The organism is Streptomyces sp. 5-10, assembly GCF_014712245.1.
GTDB classification, from domain to species: domain Bacteria; phylum Actinomycetota; class Actinomycetes; order Streptomycetales; family Streptomycetaceae; genus Streptomyces; species Streptomyces violaceusniger.
The window spans coordinates 476,716-495,382 of record NZ_JACVYG010000001.1 but is presented as its reverse complement, the minus strand read 5'-3'; the positions used below and the strand labels follow the sequence as shown (position 1 = coordinate 495,382).

Here is an 18,667-nt window from a genome sequence, read left to right as displayed (position 1 = left end):
TCGTCCTTCCTCACCGGTCGTCGTGGTCGCTGCCGCCGGAAGCGGCGTCTTCGAGTTCGCGCAGGATGTGCTCCTCGACCAGGTCGGCGAGGGCGGAGACGGTGCGCGCGGTCAGAATGTCCCGCGGGGTCAGATCGACGGCGAACGCCTCCTTGGCGCGGGAGGCGATCAGCAGACTGCGGACCGAGTCACCGCCCAGCGCGAAGAACTCGTCCTCCGCGCCGACCGGCGAGACCTCCAGCACCTCCGACCAGATCTCCGCGACGACCTCCTCGGTGGGGGTGCGCGGGGCGATGTGGGCGGCCGGTGCGGCGGTGGTGGTGGCGGGGCCGGGCGCGGGCAGCGCCGCGCGGTCGGTCTTGCCGTTCTGGTTGAGCGGCAGCCGGTCCAGCACGGCGAACGCCGACGGGACCATCGGGCCCGGAAGCGTCCGGCCCAGATGGGTGCGCAGCTCGGTGTCGGCCGGGGCATCGGCCCCGGGCGCGAGGACCAGATGGGCCACCAGTCGGCGCACCCCGGGCTCGTCCTCCCGCACCGTCACCACGGCCTCCGCGACGGCGGGGTGACCGCACAGCGCCGTCTCCACCTCACCGGCCTCGATGCGATGGCCGTGCAGCTTGAGCTGGTGGTCGTCGCGCCCCAGATGGTGCAGGCGGCCTATCCCGTCGTAGCGGGCGAGGTCACCGGTGCGGTACATCCGGGAGCCGGGCGGCCCGAACGGGTCGGCGACGAAGCGGGTGGCGGTCAGCCCGGCGCGGCCCAGATAGCCGCGGGCGAGCGACGGACCGCTGACCCACAGCTCGCCGACCACCCCCACCGGCACCGGGCGCAGCCGCGCGTCGAGCAGATGGATCCGGGTGTTGGGGAGGGGCCGCCCGATCGGCGGCGGGGCGCCGTCCGGGGCGAGCGGCTCGGACCAGGTGGCCACCACGGTGGTCTCGGTCGGCCCGTACGCGTTGATCATGCGGTGGTGCGGCGCCCAGCGGGCGGCGAGCTCCGCGCCGCAGGCGTCCCCTCCCACGATCAGCGTGCGCAGATCGGGCAGCTCCCGCTCGGTGCCCGGGGGCAGTGTCGCGAGGGCCGCGGGCGGGATGAGGGTGTGGGTGATCCGCTGCCGCCGCAGGACGTCCGCGAGATGGCCGCCCAGCAGCGGGCCGGGCTCGGGCACCACCAGCGTGGCCCCGGACGGCAGCGCCATGCACAGCTCCAGCACGGAGGCGTCGAAACCGGGCGAGGAGAACCGCAGCACCCGGTCGCCCGGCCGCACCTGGAAGTGCTCGGCCTCGGCGGCGGCGAACCCGGCGATCCCGCGGTGGGTGACGACCACGCCCTTGGGCGTTCCGGTGGACCCGGAGGTGTAGATCACATAGGCGGGGTCGTCCGGGTGGACGGCGGTGAGCCGGTCCTCGTCCGTGGGGCGGTGCGCCGGGCCGTCCGGCGCCTGGACCCCGGCGGCCCGCTCGATCACCAGATGCGGGGCGGAGTCCTTGAGCATCAGCTCGATACGCTCGGCCGGGTAGTCGGGGTCGATGGGCAGATAGGCGCCACCGGCCTTGGCCACCGCGAGCCGGGCCACAACGGACTCCACCGAGCGCGGCAGCACCAGCGCGACGATCCGGCCAGGGCCCACGCCCTGCGCGATGAGGCGGTGGGCGAGGCGGTTGGCCCAGCCGTCCAGCTCCGCGTAGGTCAGCCGGAGGCCGGGGGAGTCCACCGCCGTCGCGTCGGGCCGGCGGTCCGCCGCCGCCTCGACGAGCTCCGCCCAGGTCGCCCGGGGCACCTGCCGGGCGGTGTCGTTCCACTCCACCAGGAGCCGGTGGCGCTCGGCGGCCGGGAGGATGTCGAGCCGGTCCAGCGGCAGCTCGTCGGGGGCCGCGGCCAGCGTGCCGAGGAGGTGGGTGAGCCGGTCGGCCAGCGCCCCGGCGGTGGACTCCTCGAACAGCCGCGGGTCGTAGCCGAGTTCCACGGACAGTTCGGATCCGGGCGAGACCACCACGGTCAGCGCGTAGTTGGTGGACTCCAGGGCGTTCAGATCGCGCACCCGCAGCCCGTGCTCGGCCGCGGCGGAGCTGTTGATGGGGTAGTTCTCGAACACCACCAGGCTCTCGAAGAGGTCCATCCCGGCCGGCAGTTCGCTCCAGCCCCGCAGCTGGGCCAGCGGCACATGGCCGAAGCCGCGCGCGTCCGCCTGCTCGGCCTGGAGCTCGCGCAGCCAGGCGGCGGTACCGGCGGTGCCCTCCACCGCGCACCGCACCGGGAGGGTGTTGATGAAGATGCCGGTGATGTCGTCCGCGCCGGGCAGCTCCGCGGGCCGCCCGGAGACCGGCGTCCCGAAGCAGACGTCCGACTCACCGCTCAAGCGAGATACGAGCAATGCCCAAGCGCCCTGCACGATCGTATTCAGCGTGAGCCGGTGCCGCCGTGCGAAGTCCTGGAGGGCGGCGGTGTCCCGCTCACCGAGCCGGTGCGACAGCCAGCGCGAGGACCTGGTGGCGATCTCCGGCGTCGGCCTGCGGTCATAGGGGAGGGGAGTGGGAGTGGTGAAGCCCTCCAGGGCCTGCCGCCAGTGCGCCTCGGCACGCCTGCGGTCCTGACGGGCGAGCCAGGCCACATAGTCGGCGAACGGTCGGCGGGTCGGCAGCTTCGGCTGCTCACCGGCGGCCAGGGCGGCATGGGCGGCGAAGACATCGCCGAGCACCTGGAAGACGCTCCAGCCGTCCAGCAGCACATGGTGAAAGGTCCACAGCACCCGCACTTCACCGGGGGAGAGCCGGGCCAGGGTGACGCGGAGCAGCGGGGCCGCGGTGAGCTCGATCCCGCGGGCGCGGTCCCGGTCCAGCAGCCGCTCCAGCTCGGCCGTGCGCTCGTCCTCCGTGAGGCCGCTCCAGTCGAGCTCCTCGACCGGTACGGCCGCGGTGCGGCGCACGATCATCAGCGGCTCGGGCACATCGTGCATCACCACCGCGCCGCGCAGCACCGGGGTGCGGTCCACGACATGCTGCCAGGCGGCGGCCAGCACTCCGGAGTCGCCGACCCCGTCCAGGACGAAGGTCGCCTGCTCCACATAGAGCCCTTGGTCCCGCTGGGCCAGGGCGTGGAAGACCAGCCCGGACTGGGTCGGGGTCAGCGGATGGATGTCGGCCACGTCCCGGCCGTCGCCCGCCAACCGGTCGACGGTCTCCTGGTCGAGCCCGGCCAGCGGGAAGTCCGACGGCGTCCGCCCGCCCGCGTCGGGACGGGTGCACAGCCGGACGATCGCCCGCAGCTCCTCGGCCATCTCCTCGGCGAGCCGGCGCACCGTGGCGGGTTGGTGCAGCGACCGGGAGTAGGACCAGCTGAGCTCGAGCCGCCGGTCCGTCACCCGGCCGATCACATCGAGCAGATGCGGCCGGAGCGCCTCCGGGCTCATATCGCCCTCCAGCCCACCGGCCAGGGCGTGCAGCAGACCACCCGCCGGGGGCTCCCAGTCCTGCTGGCCCAGGTAGTTGAAGCTGATCTTCGGGGCGGCGGGGAGCCCGGAGGCGGCCGCGCCGGACAGATGGCGCAGCGCGCCGTGGCCCAGACCGTTCCCGGGGACCGCCCGCAGCCGCTCCTTGACGGCCTTCAGCGTCCGCTCCAGCCCCCAGGAGGCGGGGGCCTCCAGCGCGACGGGGAACATGGAGGTGAACCAGCCGACCGTACGGGACAGATCGACCCCGTCGAAGATCTCCTCCCGGCCGTGCCCCTCCAGGGCCACCGCCACCGTGTCCCGGCCGGTCCAGCGGGCCAGCACCCGTCCCAGGGCGCACAGCAGCACGTCGTTGACGCGGGTCCGGTACGCGCCCGGCACCTCCTGCAGCAGCAGCCGGGTCTCCTCGGCGTCGAGCCGGACGGTCACCTCCTCCTCCGAGGCGGCGGTGCCCGGGCCCTCACCGTCCGTGGGCAGATCGGTGACACCGTGGGAGGCCGCCCAGTGGTCGCGTTCGGCGTCGAAGCCCCCGGCAGCGGTGTGCTCGGCCAGACGCAGCGCCCAGGTGCGGAACGACGTGGTCTTGGGGCCCGGTTCCGGCGTCCGGCCCGCGACGATCTGCCGGTAGGCGGTGTCCAGGTCCTCCAGCACGATGCGCCAGGAGACGGCGTCCACCACCAGATGGTGGGCCGTCAGCAGCAGTACGGGCCGTATCCCCTCGCCCCGGGTGAAGAGCACGGCGCGCAGCAGCGGCCCCCGGGCCAGGTCGAACCCGGCCCGGATCCGCCGCGCCGTCTCCCGCATCACCGCGTCCCGCCGCTCCGGCGCCACGGCGGACAGGTCGTGGACGTCCCAAGCCGGCTCCGCGTCCGGCGGGGCGTTGTGCTGGCGTATGGCGCCGTCCTCGGTCCGCTCGAAGCGCAGCCGCAGGGCGTCATGGTGGGTCAGCACCGTGGACAGGGCGGAGCGCAGCGCGCCCTCGTCCACCGGCGTGGTCAGCTCGGCCGAGACCGACTGGGTGAAGTGTCCTGCCGCAGCGCCGAGTTGGTCGAAGAGCCAGTGCTGGATCGGGGTCAGCGGCACCTCGCCGACCACCGGCCCCCGCTCGCCCTCGGCCGCCGTGGCCGGGGCCTCCCGCGCGGCCGCCGCCAGGTCCGCCACGGTCTGGTGGACGAAGAGATGGCGCGGGGTCAGCTCGATCCCGGCCCGCCGGGCGGCGGAGACGATCTGGATGCTGAGGATGGAATCGCCACCGAGGGCGAAGTAGTTGTCCTCCACGCCGATCCGCTCGATGCCCAAGACCTCCGCCCAGATGGCGGCGAGGGCCTTCTCGGTCTCCGTGCGCGGCTCCACATGGCCGGTGGCGCGGGCCGCCCAGACGGGCGCGGGCAGCGCACGCCGGTCCAGCTTGCCGCTGGACCCCAGCAGCAGCCGGTCCAGGACGACCACGGCCGAGGGGACCATATGGTCGGGCAGGCTCGTGGCGAGGAAGGCGTGGATCGCGGCGGTGTCCACCGGCGGGGAGCCCGGGACCCGCACCACATAACCGGCCAGCCGCTTGTGACCGCCGGCGTCGACGACCGCCGCGGCCGCCTCGGCGACGCCGGGGTGGCGCGCCAGCGCCGCCTCGACCTCGCCCAGTTCGATACGGAAACCGCGCACCTTGACCTGGTCGTCGGTTCTGCCGAGGTACGCCAGCTGCCCCCGCTCGTCCCAGCGGACCAGGTCGCCGGTGCGGTACATCCGGCCACCCGGGGGCCCGAACGGATCGGCCGTGAACCGCTGCGCGGTCAGCCCCGGCCGGCCGAAGTACCCCCGGGCCAGACCAGGCCCGGCCAGATAGAGCTCTCCCGGCACCCCGACCGGCACCGGCCGCATCCGCGCGTCCAGCGCGTAGGCCCGGGTGGCGGCCACCGGGGCGCCGATGGGCGGGGTGCGGTCCGGATCGGCGGGGTCGCAGGTCCAGGCGGTGGCGTAGACGGTGGCCTCGGTGGGCCCGTAGATGTTCGCCACCCGGCAGCCGGGGATGGCCGCCCGGACCTCCTTGACGGTGCGGGCGGCGAGCCCCTCGCCCGCCAGCACCACGGTGCCCGCCGTCACCGAGACCGACCCCTTGCCGAGCACCTGCCCGAGCGCCGACGGCACGGCGCTGATCAGGCTCGCCGTCCAGGCCTTCGTCCGCTCGGCCAGGGTGAGCAGATCGCGGACGATCTCGATGGCGCCACCGGCCAGCAGCGGGCAGAGGATCTCGAAGACCGACACATCGAAGTTGAGGGAGGTCGAGGCCACCACATGGGAGAGCCCCTGGGCGCCGAACTCCTCCCGCGCCCACGCGGCCAGCGCCGCCACGCTCTCATGGGTGACCACGACGCCCTTGGGCGTACCGGTCGACCCCGAGGTGTGGATGGCGTACGCCGGATGGCCGGGGAGCAGCGGGCCGCGCCGCTCGGCGTCGCCGACGTCCTGGGCGGGCAGCCGCGCCAGCCGCCCCCGGAACTCCGCGTCGTCCAGCAGGATCCGGCCGCCGCCCGCACCGGCGGGGATCCGGTCCGCCACCTCCCCGGTGGTCACCACCGTGTCCGGGGCGATGTCGCCGAGCATGAAGGCGATCCGCTTCGCCGGATACGCCGGGTCGACCGGGAGATAGGCTGCCCCGCTCTTGAGCACCGCCACCACCGCCACCACCAGCTCCGGTGTGCGCGGCAGCGCCAGGGCCACGAAGCGCTCCGGCCCGGCGCCCGAGGCGATCAGCAGCCGGGCCAGCCGGTTGGCGCGCTCGTTCAGCTCCCGGTAGGTCAGCGGTCCGCCGTCGCCCATCACCGCCACCGCGTCCGGGGTACGGGCCGCCCGCGCCTCGAAGAGCGCGGGCAGCACCGCGTCCGGCGCGGTGGAGACCGGGCCGCTGAAGCGGTCGAGGATGCCGCGCGTCTCGGCCTCGCCGATCAGCGGCTGTTCATCCAGCCGCCGCTCAGGATCGGCGGCCATCTCCACCAGCAGATTCCGCAGACAGCCGCCCAGCCGCTCGATCGTCGTGGCGTCGAACGCGTCGGGGTCGTAGTCCAGGCAGATCGACAGCCGCTCCTCGGGCGCCACCACCACGCTGAGCGCGTAGTTGGTGGGCTCCACATCCCGCTCCTGCCGGATGCCCAGGCCGTGGGCCGCGATGGCCTCGCTGTCGAACGGGTAGTTCTCGAAGACCACGATCGAGTCGAAGAGGCTCACCCCGCCGGGCACCTCGCTCCAGCTCCCCAGCTGCGCCAGGGACACGAACTCGAAGAGCCGGGACTCCGACTGCGCCGACTGCAGCTCCCGCAGCCAGTCCAGCAGCCTGCTCCGCCCGGCCACCCGGACCCGGGTGGGGATGGTGTTGATGAACACCCCGACCATGGACTCGACGCCCGGCAGCGCGGCCGGCCGCCCCGAGACGGTGGTGCCGAAGCACAGGTCGTCGGCCCCGCTGTACCGGGACAGCAGCAGCGCCCAGGCGCCCTGCACCACCGTGTTCATGGTCAGCCCGCCCCGCTGCGCGGTCGTGCGGAGCCGGGCGGACTCCTCGGCGCCCAGCGTGATCCGGTGCGAGCCCGAGGAGGCGCTGCGGTGCGCCTCCGACGCGGGCCGGTCCCGCGGCAGTTCGGTGGGCGAGGCGAACCCGGCCAGCGCCGTACGCCAGTACCGCTCGGCCTCCGCCGTGTCCTGCTCGCCGAGCCAGCCCAGGTACTCGCGGAACGGCCGGCGGGCGGGCACCACGGGCGCCCGTCCCGCCGTCAGCGCCGCGTACCGCTCGCAGACCTCGTCGAAGACCTGTGCCGCGCTCCAGCCGTCGAGCAGCACATGGTGGAAGGTCCAGACGATCCGCACCTCGTCGGCGGACAGCCGGATCAGCGCCAGCCGCATCAGCGGCGCCGTGGCGAGGTCGATCCCCTCGGCCCGGTCCTCGGCGAGCATCCGGTCCAGCTCGGCCTCGCGCCACTGCTCGGGCCGCCGCGTCCAGTCGTGGTGGACGATCCGGAGCGCCGCCCGGTGCGTCACGACCTGGAGCGGCTCCGGGGTGTCCGCCCACACCAGATGGGTGCGCAGGATCGGATTGGCGTCCACCGTCCGCCGCCACGCGGTGGCCAGCGCCGATGGCTCGCCCACCCCGGTCAGCGTCAGCTGGACCTGGTTGACATACGCGTCCGACGCCGGATCCATCAGCCCGTGGAACAGCATCCCGGCCTGGGTCGGGGTCAGCGGATAGATGTCCTCCACCGCCCGGCCGTCGGCGGCGATCCGGTCCACCGCGGCCTGGTCGAGCCGGGCCAGCGGGAAGTCCGAGGGGGTGCGGCCGCCCGCCGCGGGGTCGGCGCAGTGGCCGATGATCTCCTCCAGCGCGCGGAGCATCCCCCGCGCCAGCCCGGCCACCGTCTCCTCGGTGTGGGTGCCCGAACCGTAGTACCAGGTGATCTCCAGGCACCGGCGCTCCACCCGGCCCACGACGTCCAGCAGATGCGCCCGGGCGGTGTCGGGCGCGGCGTCACCGCCAAGACCGTCCCGTACGGTGTGGACGAGACCGGTGTCGTCATCCGCCGCCGACCAGTCGAACTGCCCGAGGTAGTTGAAGCTGATGCCGGGCTCGGCAGCGCCCTGGAGCCCGGAAGTGGGGGAGAGGTGGCGCAGCGCGCCGTAGCCGATGCCCCGTGCGGGCACCGCCCGCAGCTGTTCCTTGACGGACTTCAGCGTCTCGCCCCAGCCGCCGCCCGGGACGTCCAGGGCGACCGGATAGAGGCTGGTGAACCAGCCGACGGTGCGGGACAGGTCCACCCCGTCCAGCAGATGCTCCTCCCGGCCGTGGCCCTCCAGGTCCACGGCGATCCGGCGCCGCCCGGTCCAGTCGCCGAGCACCCGGCCCAGCGCCGCGAGCAGTACGTCGTCCACGCGGGTGCGGTAGACCTCGGGGACCTGCCGCAGCAGCGCCTCGGTGCGCTCCCGGTCAAGACGGACGGTGACCGAGGCCATGGACGCCACCGTGTTGTCCCCCTCGCCGTCCACGGGCAGCCCCGCGGCGCACTCCGCGGTCACCGCACGCCAGTAGGGGAGTTCGGCGTCGAAACCACCGGCGGCGGTGTGCTCGGTGAGCCTTCGGGACCAGTCCCGTACGGAGGTGGTGCGGGGGCCGAGGTCGGCCCGGCCGTCCGCGAGCAGCTGCTGGTACGCGGTGTTCAGGTCCTCCAGCAGCACCCGCCAGGAGACGCCGTCCACCACGAGGTGGTGGGCGGTCAGGAAGAGCGTCGGCCGCCGTCCGTCGCCGCGGTGGAACAGCCGCGCGGCCAGCAGCGGACCCCGCGCCAGGTCGAACCCGGCCTGCGCCTCCGCCATCGCCGCTTCCTCGGCGGCCCGGCACCGGTCCGCGTCGAGCCCCGACAGGTCGTGCACCCGCAGGGGCGCCGGGGCCGTCAGGTCCGGCTGCGGGCAGTACTGCCGCGGGCCTCCGTCGGCGCCGGGCTCGAACCGCGTGCGCAGCGCGTCATGGTGGACCAGCAGCGCGTCGAGCGCCGCGCGCAGCGCCCGGAGGTCCGGTTCCCGCTGGAGCTCCACCACCACGGACTGGTTGAAGTGGCCGGGCCGGGCGGTCCGCATCCCGAAGAACCAGTGCTGGATCGGGGTGAGCGGCACCTCACCGGTCACCGGCCCGGTGTCGGCGGCGGGCGTGGTGGTGGGCGTGGTGACGGCGGCGAGCGCGGCGATGGTCGGATGCCGGAAGAGCTCGCGGGGGGTGAGGGCCAGCCCCGCCTGCCGGGCGCGGGAGGCCACCTGGATGCTGAGGATCGAATCCCCGCCCAGATGGAAGAAGTTGTCCTCCGCGCCGATCCGCTCCCGGCCCAGCAGGGTGCCCCAGATCGCCGCGAGGGCCCGCTCGGTGTCGGTACGGGGCGCCACATACGCGGCCGTCCCGGCCGCCGCCGGGTCCGGCGCGGGCAGCCGGCGGCGGTCCACCTTGCCGTTGCGGGTGAGCGGCAGCGCGTCGAGGGCGACGAACGCCGAGGGCACCATGTAGTCGGGCAGCAGACCGCCCAGGAAGGACCGCAGCTCCCCGGCGTCCGGCACCTCGGCCCCTGCCACCGGCACCGCGTAGCCGGTCAGCAGCGAGCGGTCGCCCACCCGGGAGAGCGCGACGACCGCCTCCGCCACGGCCTCGTGGCGGGTCAGCGCGGTCTCGATCTCGCCCGGCTCGATGCGGAAGCCCCGGACCTTCAGCTGGTCGTCGGCGCGGCCCACGAAGCGCAGTTCACCGTCGTCGGTCCAGGCCACGATGTCCCCGGTGCGGTACATCCGGGAGCCGGGCGGCCCGAACGGGTCGGCGAGGTACCGCTCCGCGGTGGCGCCGGGGCGGCCGTGGTAGCCGCGCGCCACCCCGGCGCCCGCGATGAACAACTCGCCCGGAACGCCGGGCGGTTGTGGCTGGAGGGCGCCGTCGAGGACGTACGCGCGGGTGTTGTCCAGCGGCCGTCCGATGGGCAGCGAGCGCGGCAGCTCCTCCCCGGCGCGGAAGGGGCGCCGGGTGGCGAAGGTCGTGGTCTCGGTGGGCCCGTAGCCGTCCATCACCGTCAGATCGGGGCAGGCCGCGAGCACCCGGCGCACCGCGCCCGGGGGCACCGCCTCACCGCCGGTCCACACCTCCCGGGCGCCGCGCAGACACTCCGGCGCCTCCTGCGCGAGCAGCCGGAACAGCCCGGCGGTCAGCCACAGGCAGTTCACCCCGTGCTCGGCGATCGCCCGGCGCACGGTGTCCGCGTCCACGTCCCCGGCGGGCGCCAGCACGGCCCGGCCGCCGCGCAGCAGCGGCACCCACAGCTCGTACGTCGAGGCGTCGAACGCCTGGGGCGAGTGCACCAGCACCCGGTCGTGGTCCGCGAAGGCGCGGTCCGCGACGAGGGCGGTCACATCGCGGTGGCGCACCGCGACGCCCTTGGGCCGCCCGGTGGAGCCCGAAGTGAACATCAGATACAGGGCGTTGTCGGGGAAGAGCGCCACGTTCGGCGGCTCCGACGGGGCGTCGCCGTCGCCGGACCCGGGCTCCACGAGCAGGGCCCGCGCGGTGTCCGAGATGTCCGCCGCCGTGCGCTCCCAGGCCCGGTCGGTCAGCAGCACCTCCGCGCCCGCCTCAGCCAGCACGCTCCGCAGCCGGTCCCTGGGGGCGCGGGTGTCCAGCGGTACGTACACCCCGCCCGCCTTGACGACCGCCAGCAGCGCCACCACCAGCTCCACCGACCGGTCCATCAGGACGGCCACCGGGCGCTCCGGGCCGACGCCGTGTCCGATGAGCCGGTGGGCCAGCCGGTTGGCGCGGGTGTCCAGCTCCCGGTAGCTCACCGGACCGGCCTCGCCGTCCAGGGCCGTCGCGTCCGGCGTGCACCGCACCCGCTCGGCGAACAGCCCGGCCACCGTGGACTCGGGCAGCGGGACCGCGGTGTCGTTCCACTCCCGGAGCACCTGGTGGCGGCGGGCGGCGGTGAGCATCGGAAGGTGTGCCGGCGCCCGGTCCGGGGTGTCGGCCATGGCCGTCAGCAGCACCGTCAGATACTCCGCCGTCCGCCGGGCGGTGGCCTCGTCGAACAGCGCCGGGTCGTAGCCGAGCCGCAGCGCCAGCTCCTCGCCGGGGTAGACCACCAGGGACAGCGGATAGTTGGTGGTCTCGACGCCGTTCAGCTCGCGCAGGGCGAGACCGTGCGCGGCGGCGAGGTCCCCGCCGATCGGATAGTTCTCGAAGACCACGATGGAGTCGAAGAGGTTCACCCGCTCGGGCAGACCGGTCCAGGACCGCAGCCGGGTGAGCGGCACGAAGTCGAACCGCCGGTCCTCGGTCTGCCCCGACTGCACCGCGCTCAGCCAGGACAGCAGGGTGGACCCGGCCGGCACCGTGAGGCGGGTCGGCACGGTGGTGATGAACAGCCCGTTCATCGTCTCCACGCCCGGCAGCTCCGGCGGCCGTCCGGACACCGTCGTCCCGAAGACCACGTCCTCGCGGCCGGACTGGCGGGCCAGCAGCAGCGCCCAGGCGCCCTGCACCACGGTGTTCAGGGTGAGCCCCTCGTCCCGGGCCAGGGCCCGGAGCCGCTGGGTGGTGGCGGCGGGCAGGGTCACGCGCAGGTCCTCGGTGGACTCGGCGTGATGGGTCTCGGTGGGCTCCCGGTCGTACGGCAGCGGGGTGGGCTCGGTGAGATCGCCCAACCGGCCCCGCCAGTGCTCCTCGGCCAGGGCCCCGTCGCGCTCCCGCAGCCAGGCCACATAGTCGCCGAACGGGCGGCGGCCGGGCAGCCCGGCCGCCATGGCCGCGCCGGACGCCCCGTCACGCGCCCGCGCATGGCAGTGGAAGACGTCGGAGAGCACCTGGAACAGGCTCCAGCCGTCCAGGATCAGATGGTGGAACGTCCACACCACCTGGACCTCGGTCTCCGACAGCCGGGCCAGCGCCAGCCGCGTCAGCGGGGCGGCGGCCAGGTCGAGACCGCGCTCCCGGTCCTCGGCGAGGAACCTCCGCAGCTCCTCGCGGCGCTCGTCCGGCCCGGACAGATGGCGCCAGTCGAGCAGGGCCACCGGGATCCGGACCCCGCGCTCCACCACCTGGACCGGCTCGGGCACCCCCTCCCACACCGCCCGGGCGCGCAGCACCTGGGTGCGGTCGGCGACCTGCTGCCAGGCCGCGGCCAGCGCCGCCGGGTCCGGCACCCCGTCGAGGACGAAGGTGAGCTGCTGGAAGTAGGCCCGCCGGTCGCCTTGCGCCAGCGCGTGGAACAGCATGCCCGCCTGGGTGGGGGTGAGCGGGTAGATGTCCTCCACCGTGCCGCCGTTCCCGGCCAGCCGGTCCACGGCGGCCTGGTCGAGGGCGGCGAGCGGGAAGTCGGACGGGGTGCGGCCGCCCGCGCCGGGCGCGCCGCCGTGCCGGGCGATCTCGCACAGCGCCTCGCGGAACTCCGCGGCGAGCCGGGCGACCGTCTCCTCCCGGTGCAGGTTCGCGGAGTAGAACCAGGTGAACTCCAGGTGGTCCCCCCAGGCCCGGCCTACCACCTCCAGCGGATGCGGGCGCGGCGAGGTGGGGTCGGCGTCCAGGGCCAGCTCCCGGTGCAGACCGCGGAAGAGCCCGTCGCCGCCGCCCGGTGCCTCGAACCGGCCGAGGTAGTTGAAGCTGATCCCGGCGGTGGGGCCGTCGGGGAGGCCCGCGCCATCGAGCAGATGGCGCCGCACCCCGTACCCCAGACCACGCCGCGGTACGGCCCGCATCTGCTCCTTGACGGACTTGAGGACCTCGCCCCAGCCGGTGTCGGGAAGGTCCAGCGCCACCGGGAAGCGGGTGGTGAACCAGCCGACCGTACGGGACAGATCCAGGTCCGCGAAAAGCTCCTCGCGGCCGTGGCCCTCCACGTCCACCGGCACCCGGGCGCGCCCGGTCCAGCGGCGCAGCACCCGGGCCAGCGCGCTCAGCAGCACGTCGTTGACCTGTGTGCGGTAGACCTCGGGGAGCGTCTGGAGGAGTGCGGCCGTCTCCTCCGGGCCGAGCCGGACGGTGACCGACCGGGCCGAGGCGTAGGTGTTCGTCACGGCCGTCCCGTTCAGGTCCGTCGGCAGCGAGGGGTCGCAGGCCCCGGCCAGGCCGGTCCAGTACGCCTCCTCGTCGGCGAACCCGCCTTCCCCGGCATGGGCGCCCAGCCGCAGCGCCCAGCGGCGCAGCGGCGAGGACTTCGCGGGAAGCCCGGCCCCCTCGTCCCGGGCCGCCCGCCGGTAGGCGCTGTCGAGATCCTCCAGGAGGACGCGCCAGGACACCCCGTCCACCACCGCGTGATGGATGGTGAGGTGGAGGACCGGGCGCGGCCCGGCGTCCCGGTCGAGCACCGCCCGCATCAGCGGCCCCTCGGCCAGGTCGAAGCGGCCCAGGTGCCCGGCGCCGGTGGGCTGAAGCGGTACGCGGACGGCCGCCGCGTCCTCGATCCGCTGGTACCAGCCGCCGTCCCGGCGGTGGAAGCGGGAGCGCAGGGCGTCATGGTGGTCCACCAGCGCGTCCAGGGCGTGCCGCAGCGCGTCCTCGTCCACGTCCTCGGGCAGCACCAGGGAGATGGTCTGGTTGAAGTGGCCGGCCCGCTCGGGGTCGGCGGTGAACAGCCAGTGCTGAATGGGGGTCAGCGGCAGCTCCCCGGTGGGCGTCCCGTCCCCCTCGGCGGTGGGTTCGGCCGGGGCCGTGGTGGTGTCCAGGTGCAGGGCCAGCGCGGCGATCGTCTGATGGCGGTAGACATCGCGCGAGGTGACGGCGAGCCCGGCCTGCCGTGCCTGGGAGACCAGCTGGATGCTGAGGATCGAATCGCCGCCGAGGGAGAAGAAGTTGTCCTCCATCCCCACCCGCTCCACCCGCAGGATCCGGGCCCAGACCGTCGCCAGGGTCCGCTCGGTGGCGGTCCGGGGCGCCACATAGCCCGGTGCCGCGGCCCCGGCCCAGTCCGGCTCGGGGAGCCGGCCGCGGTCCAGCTTGCCGTTGGGGTTGAGGGGCATCCGCTCCAGGACGACGACGGAGGCGGGCACCATGTAGTCCGGCAGCGAGCGCCGCAGGAACCGCCGCAGCCCCGCCGGGTCGGGCTCGGCGGCCGAGGCGGCCACCACATAGGCGATCAGCCGCTGGTGGCCGTCCGTCTCCCGGGCGACGGCCGCCGCCTCGGCGATGTCGGGGTGGCGCAGCAGCGCCGTCTCCACCTCGCCCAGCTCGATGCGGAAGCCGCGGATCTTCACCTGGTCATCGGCTCTGCCCACGTACTCCAGCTGGCCCTCGCCGTTCCAGCGGACCAGGTCACCGGTGCGGTACATCCGGCTGCCGGGCGGCCCGAAGGGGTCCGCGAGAAAGCGGTGGGCGGTCAGCCCGGGCCGCCGCAGATAGCCCCGGGCCAGGCCCTGCCCGCCCAGGTACAGCTCACCGGTCACCCCGGGTGGCACCAGCCGCAGCGTCGGATCCAGGACGTAGGCGCGGGTGCCCGCGACCGGGCGGCCGATCGGCGGGGCCTGCGGGGGCGCCTGACCGTCGCAGAACCAGCCGGTGGCGTACACCGTGGCCTCGGTCGGCCCGTACAGATTGGCGATCCGGCAGGACGGCATGGCCTCCCGGATGTCCCGTACGGTCTGGGCGGACAGCGCCTCGCCGGCCAGCACGACGGTCCGAAACCAGTCCGCCGGGCGATCCTGGCCAAGCAGCCGGGAGAACACCGAGGGCACCCCGCTGAGCAGCCCCGTCGCCCGCGGACGCGCCTCGGGATCGGCGAGCGCGAGCAGATCCCGCACCACCTCGACGCTGCCGCCGGCCAGCAGCGGGCAGAGGATCTCGAAGACCGACACATCGAAGTTGAGCGAGGTCGAGGCGACCACGTCGGTCAGCCGCTCCCGCCCCAGCTCCGCCGCGGCCCAGGCCGCGAGCCCCGCCACACCGCGGTGGGTGGCCACCACGCCCTTGGGCCGGCCGGTGGATCCGGAGGTGTAGATGACGTAGGCGGGATGGGCCGGGACCAGTGGCCCGCGTCGTTCGGCGTCGGTGATGTCGCCGTCCGCGAGCCCGTCCAGCCGGGCGCGTACCTCCGGGTCGTCCAGCACCAGCGGTGCGGCGTACGCGGGCAGGCAGCCGGCCGCCCCGGTGGTGGTGAGGACGGCCCCGGGCGCGGCGTCCGCCAGCATGAACGCGATGCGCTCGGCGGGGTATTCGGGGTCCACCGGCAGATATCCGGCGCCCGCCTTGAGCACCGCCAGCAGGACGACGACGAGCTCGGCCGAGCGGGGCAGGGCGAGGGCCACCAGCCGCTCGGGACCGGCGCCCCGGTCGATGAGCAGCCGCGCCAGCCGGTTGGCGCGCCGGTTCACCTCGTCGTAGGAGAGACTGGTGTCCCCGCAGGTCACGGCGGTGGCCGTGGGCCGCCGCGCCACCTGGGCGGCGAACAGGTCGGGCAGGGTGGCCTCGACCGGGGCGCGCTCCGGCCCGTTCCAGGCGTCGAGCATCGCATGCCACTCGGCGTCGGCCAGCATCCGCAGCTCGATCAGGGTAGCGCCCGGATCGGCCACCATGGCGGTCAGCAGCCGGTGCAGATGCCCGGCCATCCGCTCGATCGTGGCCGCGTCGAACAGATCGGAGTTGAACTCCACGGTCAGCCCCAGCGAGCCGTCGTCGCGGGGCAGGAACTCCAGCACCAGATCGAACCGCGCGGCCGGGCGCGGCAGGGAGTGCTCGGTGATCCGCACACCCCCCGCCTCCCGGGCGGGCACCATGGCGCTCTGCTGGACGACCAGCGCCTGCACCAGCGGATTGCGGCTGGGGTCGCGGCGCGGCGCCAGCTCCTCGACGACCCGCTCGAACGGCAGCCGGTCATGGCCGAAGGCGTCCAGCACCGTCTCGCGCATCGCGTCCAGGAACCGCTCGACCGTGCTGTCCCCGTCCACATCGGCCCGCAGCACCAGGGTGTTGACGAAGAACCCGGCGACCGACTCCAGCTCCGCGCGGTGGCGCCCGGCGCTGACGGTGCCGAAGGCGATGTCCCGCTGGCCCGAGTAGCGGGAGAACAACACCGCGGCGGCGGCGGCGAGCAGGGTGAACTGCGTGGTGTCCCGCTCCCTGCCGAGCCGGGCCAGCCCCGCCACCAACTCGGCGGGCAGCTCCCGGCGGTGCACCGCGCCCGCCGTGGTGCGCACCGGCGGGCGCGGGCGGTCGGTGGGCAGCTCCAGCGTCTGCATCCCGGCCAGCCGGCCCCGCCAGTACTCCAGATCGGCCTCCTCACCGGCGGTGGCGGGACGGCTCCGCTCCCACAGCGCGAAGTCCGGGTACTGCAGGGCCGGTTCGGGCAGCGCGGCCTCGGTGCCGGACACCTCGACGGCGTAGAGCGCGGCCAGTTCGCGCACCAGCAGCCCGATCGACCAGCCGTCGGTGACGATGTGGTGCTGCGCCAGCAGCAGGATGTGCTCCTCGTCGGCGAGCCGGATCAGCAGCGCCCTGGTCAGCGGGCCTTGTCTCAGGTCATAGGGGCGGTTCAGCTCGGCGGTCAGCGTGGCGTCGAGCTCCTCGGCGCGCCGCATCGCCGGATGCCCGCCGAGGTCGAGCCGGTCGAGGGTCACGGTCCCGTGCGCGGCCACCTGCTGCACCCCGTGCCCGTCCACGGTGGCGAAGGTGGTGCGCAGGGCGTCGTGGCGGGCGGCGAGCCGGTCCAGCGCCCGGCCCAGCGCGGCCGCGTCCAGTGGGCCGTCGAGCCGCAGCCCGGCCCCGGTGTTGTACTCGGTTCCGCCGGAGGTCAGATCGTCCAGGAACCACAGCCGCCGCTGGGCGGAGGACAGCGGCAGCGGACCGTCGCGCGGCGCGGGCGGGATCGGCGGCTCGGGCGTCTCGGCCGCCTCGGCGGGGAGCTTGCCGGCCAGCCGCGCCACCGTCCTGGCGTCGAGCAGATCGCGCAGCGAGAGCTCCACGCCCAGCTCGGCCCGGATGCGGGTCAGCAGCCGCACGCCGAGGATGGAGTCGCCGCCCAGGCCCAGGAAGTCGTCCTCCACACCGACGGTGTCCACCGGCAGCACCTGGGACCAGATGCGGGCCAGGGCCTCCTCGGCGGGGGTGCGCGGGGCGATGTGGCGCGAGTCGCCGTCCGGCGCGGAGCGCGGGGCGGGCAGCGCCTGCCGGTCGATCTTGCGGTGCGGGGTGAGGGGGAACGCGTCCAGTACGACGTAGGCGGACGGCACCATGTGCGCCGGGAGTACCCGGGCCACCGCGGCGCGCACCTCGGCGACCTTCGGCGGGGTCCCGCCGCTCGGCGGCACCACATAGGCGACCAGCCGCTTCTGCCCGGGCTCGTCCTCCCGTACGGTGACCACGGCGGACCCCACCCGGGGGTGGCGGGCCAACGCGGCCTCCACCTCGCCCAGTTCGATGCGGAAGCCGCGGATCTTCACCTGGTGGTCGGCCCGGCCGAGGAATTCCAGTTCGCCGTCGGCACTCCAGCGGACCAGGTCACCGGTGCGGTACATCCGCGAGCCGGGCGGGCCGAACGGGCAGGCGGTGAACCGCTCGGCGGTCAGCCCCGGCCGGTCGAGATAGCCGCGGGCCAGGCCCGCGCCGCCGATGCACAGCTCTCCCGTGGCGCCGACCGGCACCTGCCGCGCCGCCTCGTCCAGTACGAACACCCGGGTATTGGGCAGCGGACGGCCGATCGGCGGGGCGCCGGAGCCCGCCGCCAGGGCGTCGGTCCAGCTGGCCACGACCGTGGCCTCCGTCGGACCGTAGGAGTTGACCATCCGCCGCCCGGGCGCCCACAGGTCCACCAGATCGGCGGGGCACGCCTCCGCGCCCACGATCAGGGTGCGGAAGCCGGGCAGCCCGTCGTGGAGCTCTTCCGGGGGCACGGTCGCGAGCGCCGCCGGGGGGATCAGGGCGTGGGTCACCCGCCTCTCCCGCAGCACCGACGCCAGCTCGGCGCCCAGCAGGGGCCCCTCCGGGGGCACCACCAGCGCCGCCCCGGCCAGCAGGGAGGAGCACAGCTCCAGGACGGAGGCGTCGAAGCTGGGCGAGGAGAACTGCAGCACCCGGTCGCCCGGCCGGACCCGGTAGTGGGCCGCCGTCGCGGCCGAGAAGTTGCCCAGACCGGCGTGCGGCACCAGCACGCCCTTGGGCACGCCCGTGGAGCCGGAGGTGTAGATGACATACGCGGGATGCTCGGGGCACAGCGGGCCGAGCAGTTCCCCGCGGCCGGGCGCGTGGTCCGGGCCCGCCCCGGCCCCCACCTCACGGATCCGCGCCGGGTCGTCCAGCACGGCCACCGGCCGGGCGTCGGCCAGCATCATGGCCCGGCGCTCCTCGGGGTGCGCGGGGTCGATCGGGAGGTACGCGCCACCGGCCTTCGCCACCGCCAGCTCGGCCACCACCAGTTCCGCCGAGCGGGGCAGCACCAGCGCCACCACGCGCTCCGGCCCCACGCCCTGCCCGATGAGGTGGTGGGCCAGCCGGTTCGCCCAGCGCTCGACCTCCCCGAAGGACCACTCGCGCCCGTCCGCCACCAGGGCCGGCGCCTTGGGGGTGCGCTCCGCCCACACGGCGAAGAGCTCGCCGAGCGGTGCGCGGGAGACGGCGCGATCCGTGGCGTTCCACGCCTCCGGGGGGAGGTCCGGGACGGGGTGGGGTGCGGACACCGATGAGGTCTCGTAGTGGTCCGTCATGGTGGGTTGTGGCCCTTCAGAGCGGTTGAA

Annotated in this window: 1 protein-coding gene; it reads right to left on the bottom strand. The window is 74.8% G+C overall.

What is annotated here, in order from left to right; genetic code table 11:
- Positions 1-10: 10 nt before the first annotated feature.
- A complete protein-coding gene (locus tag IEJ02_RS02215; protein WP_191063068.1) occupies positions 11-18,637 on the bottom strand; it encodes a non-ribosomal peptide synthetase in 18,627 nt (6,208 codons plus the stop codon).
- Positions 18,638-18,667: the final 30 nt, after the last annotated feature.

What these genes read in the sequence shown, in the direction of transcription:
- IEJ02_RS02215 (WP_191063068.1), bottom strand. Translation starts at nt 18,637, where the DNA reads ATGACGGACCACTACGAGACCTCATCGGTGTCCGCACCCCACCCCGTC.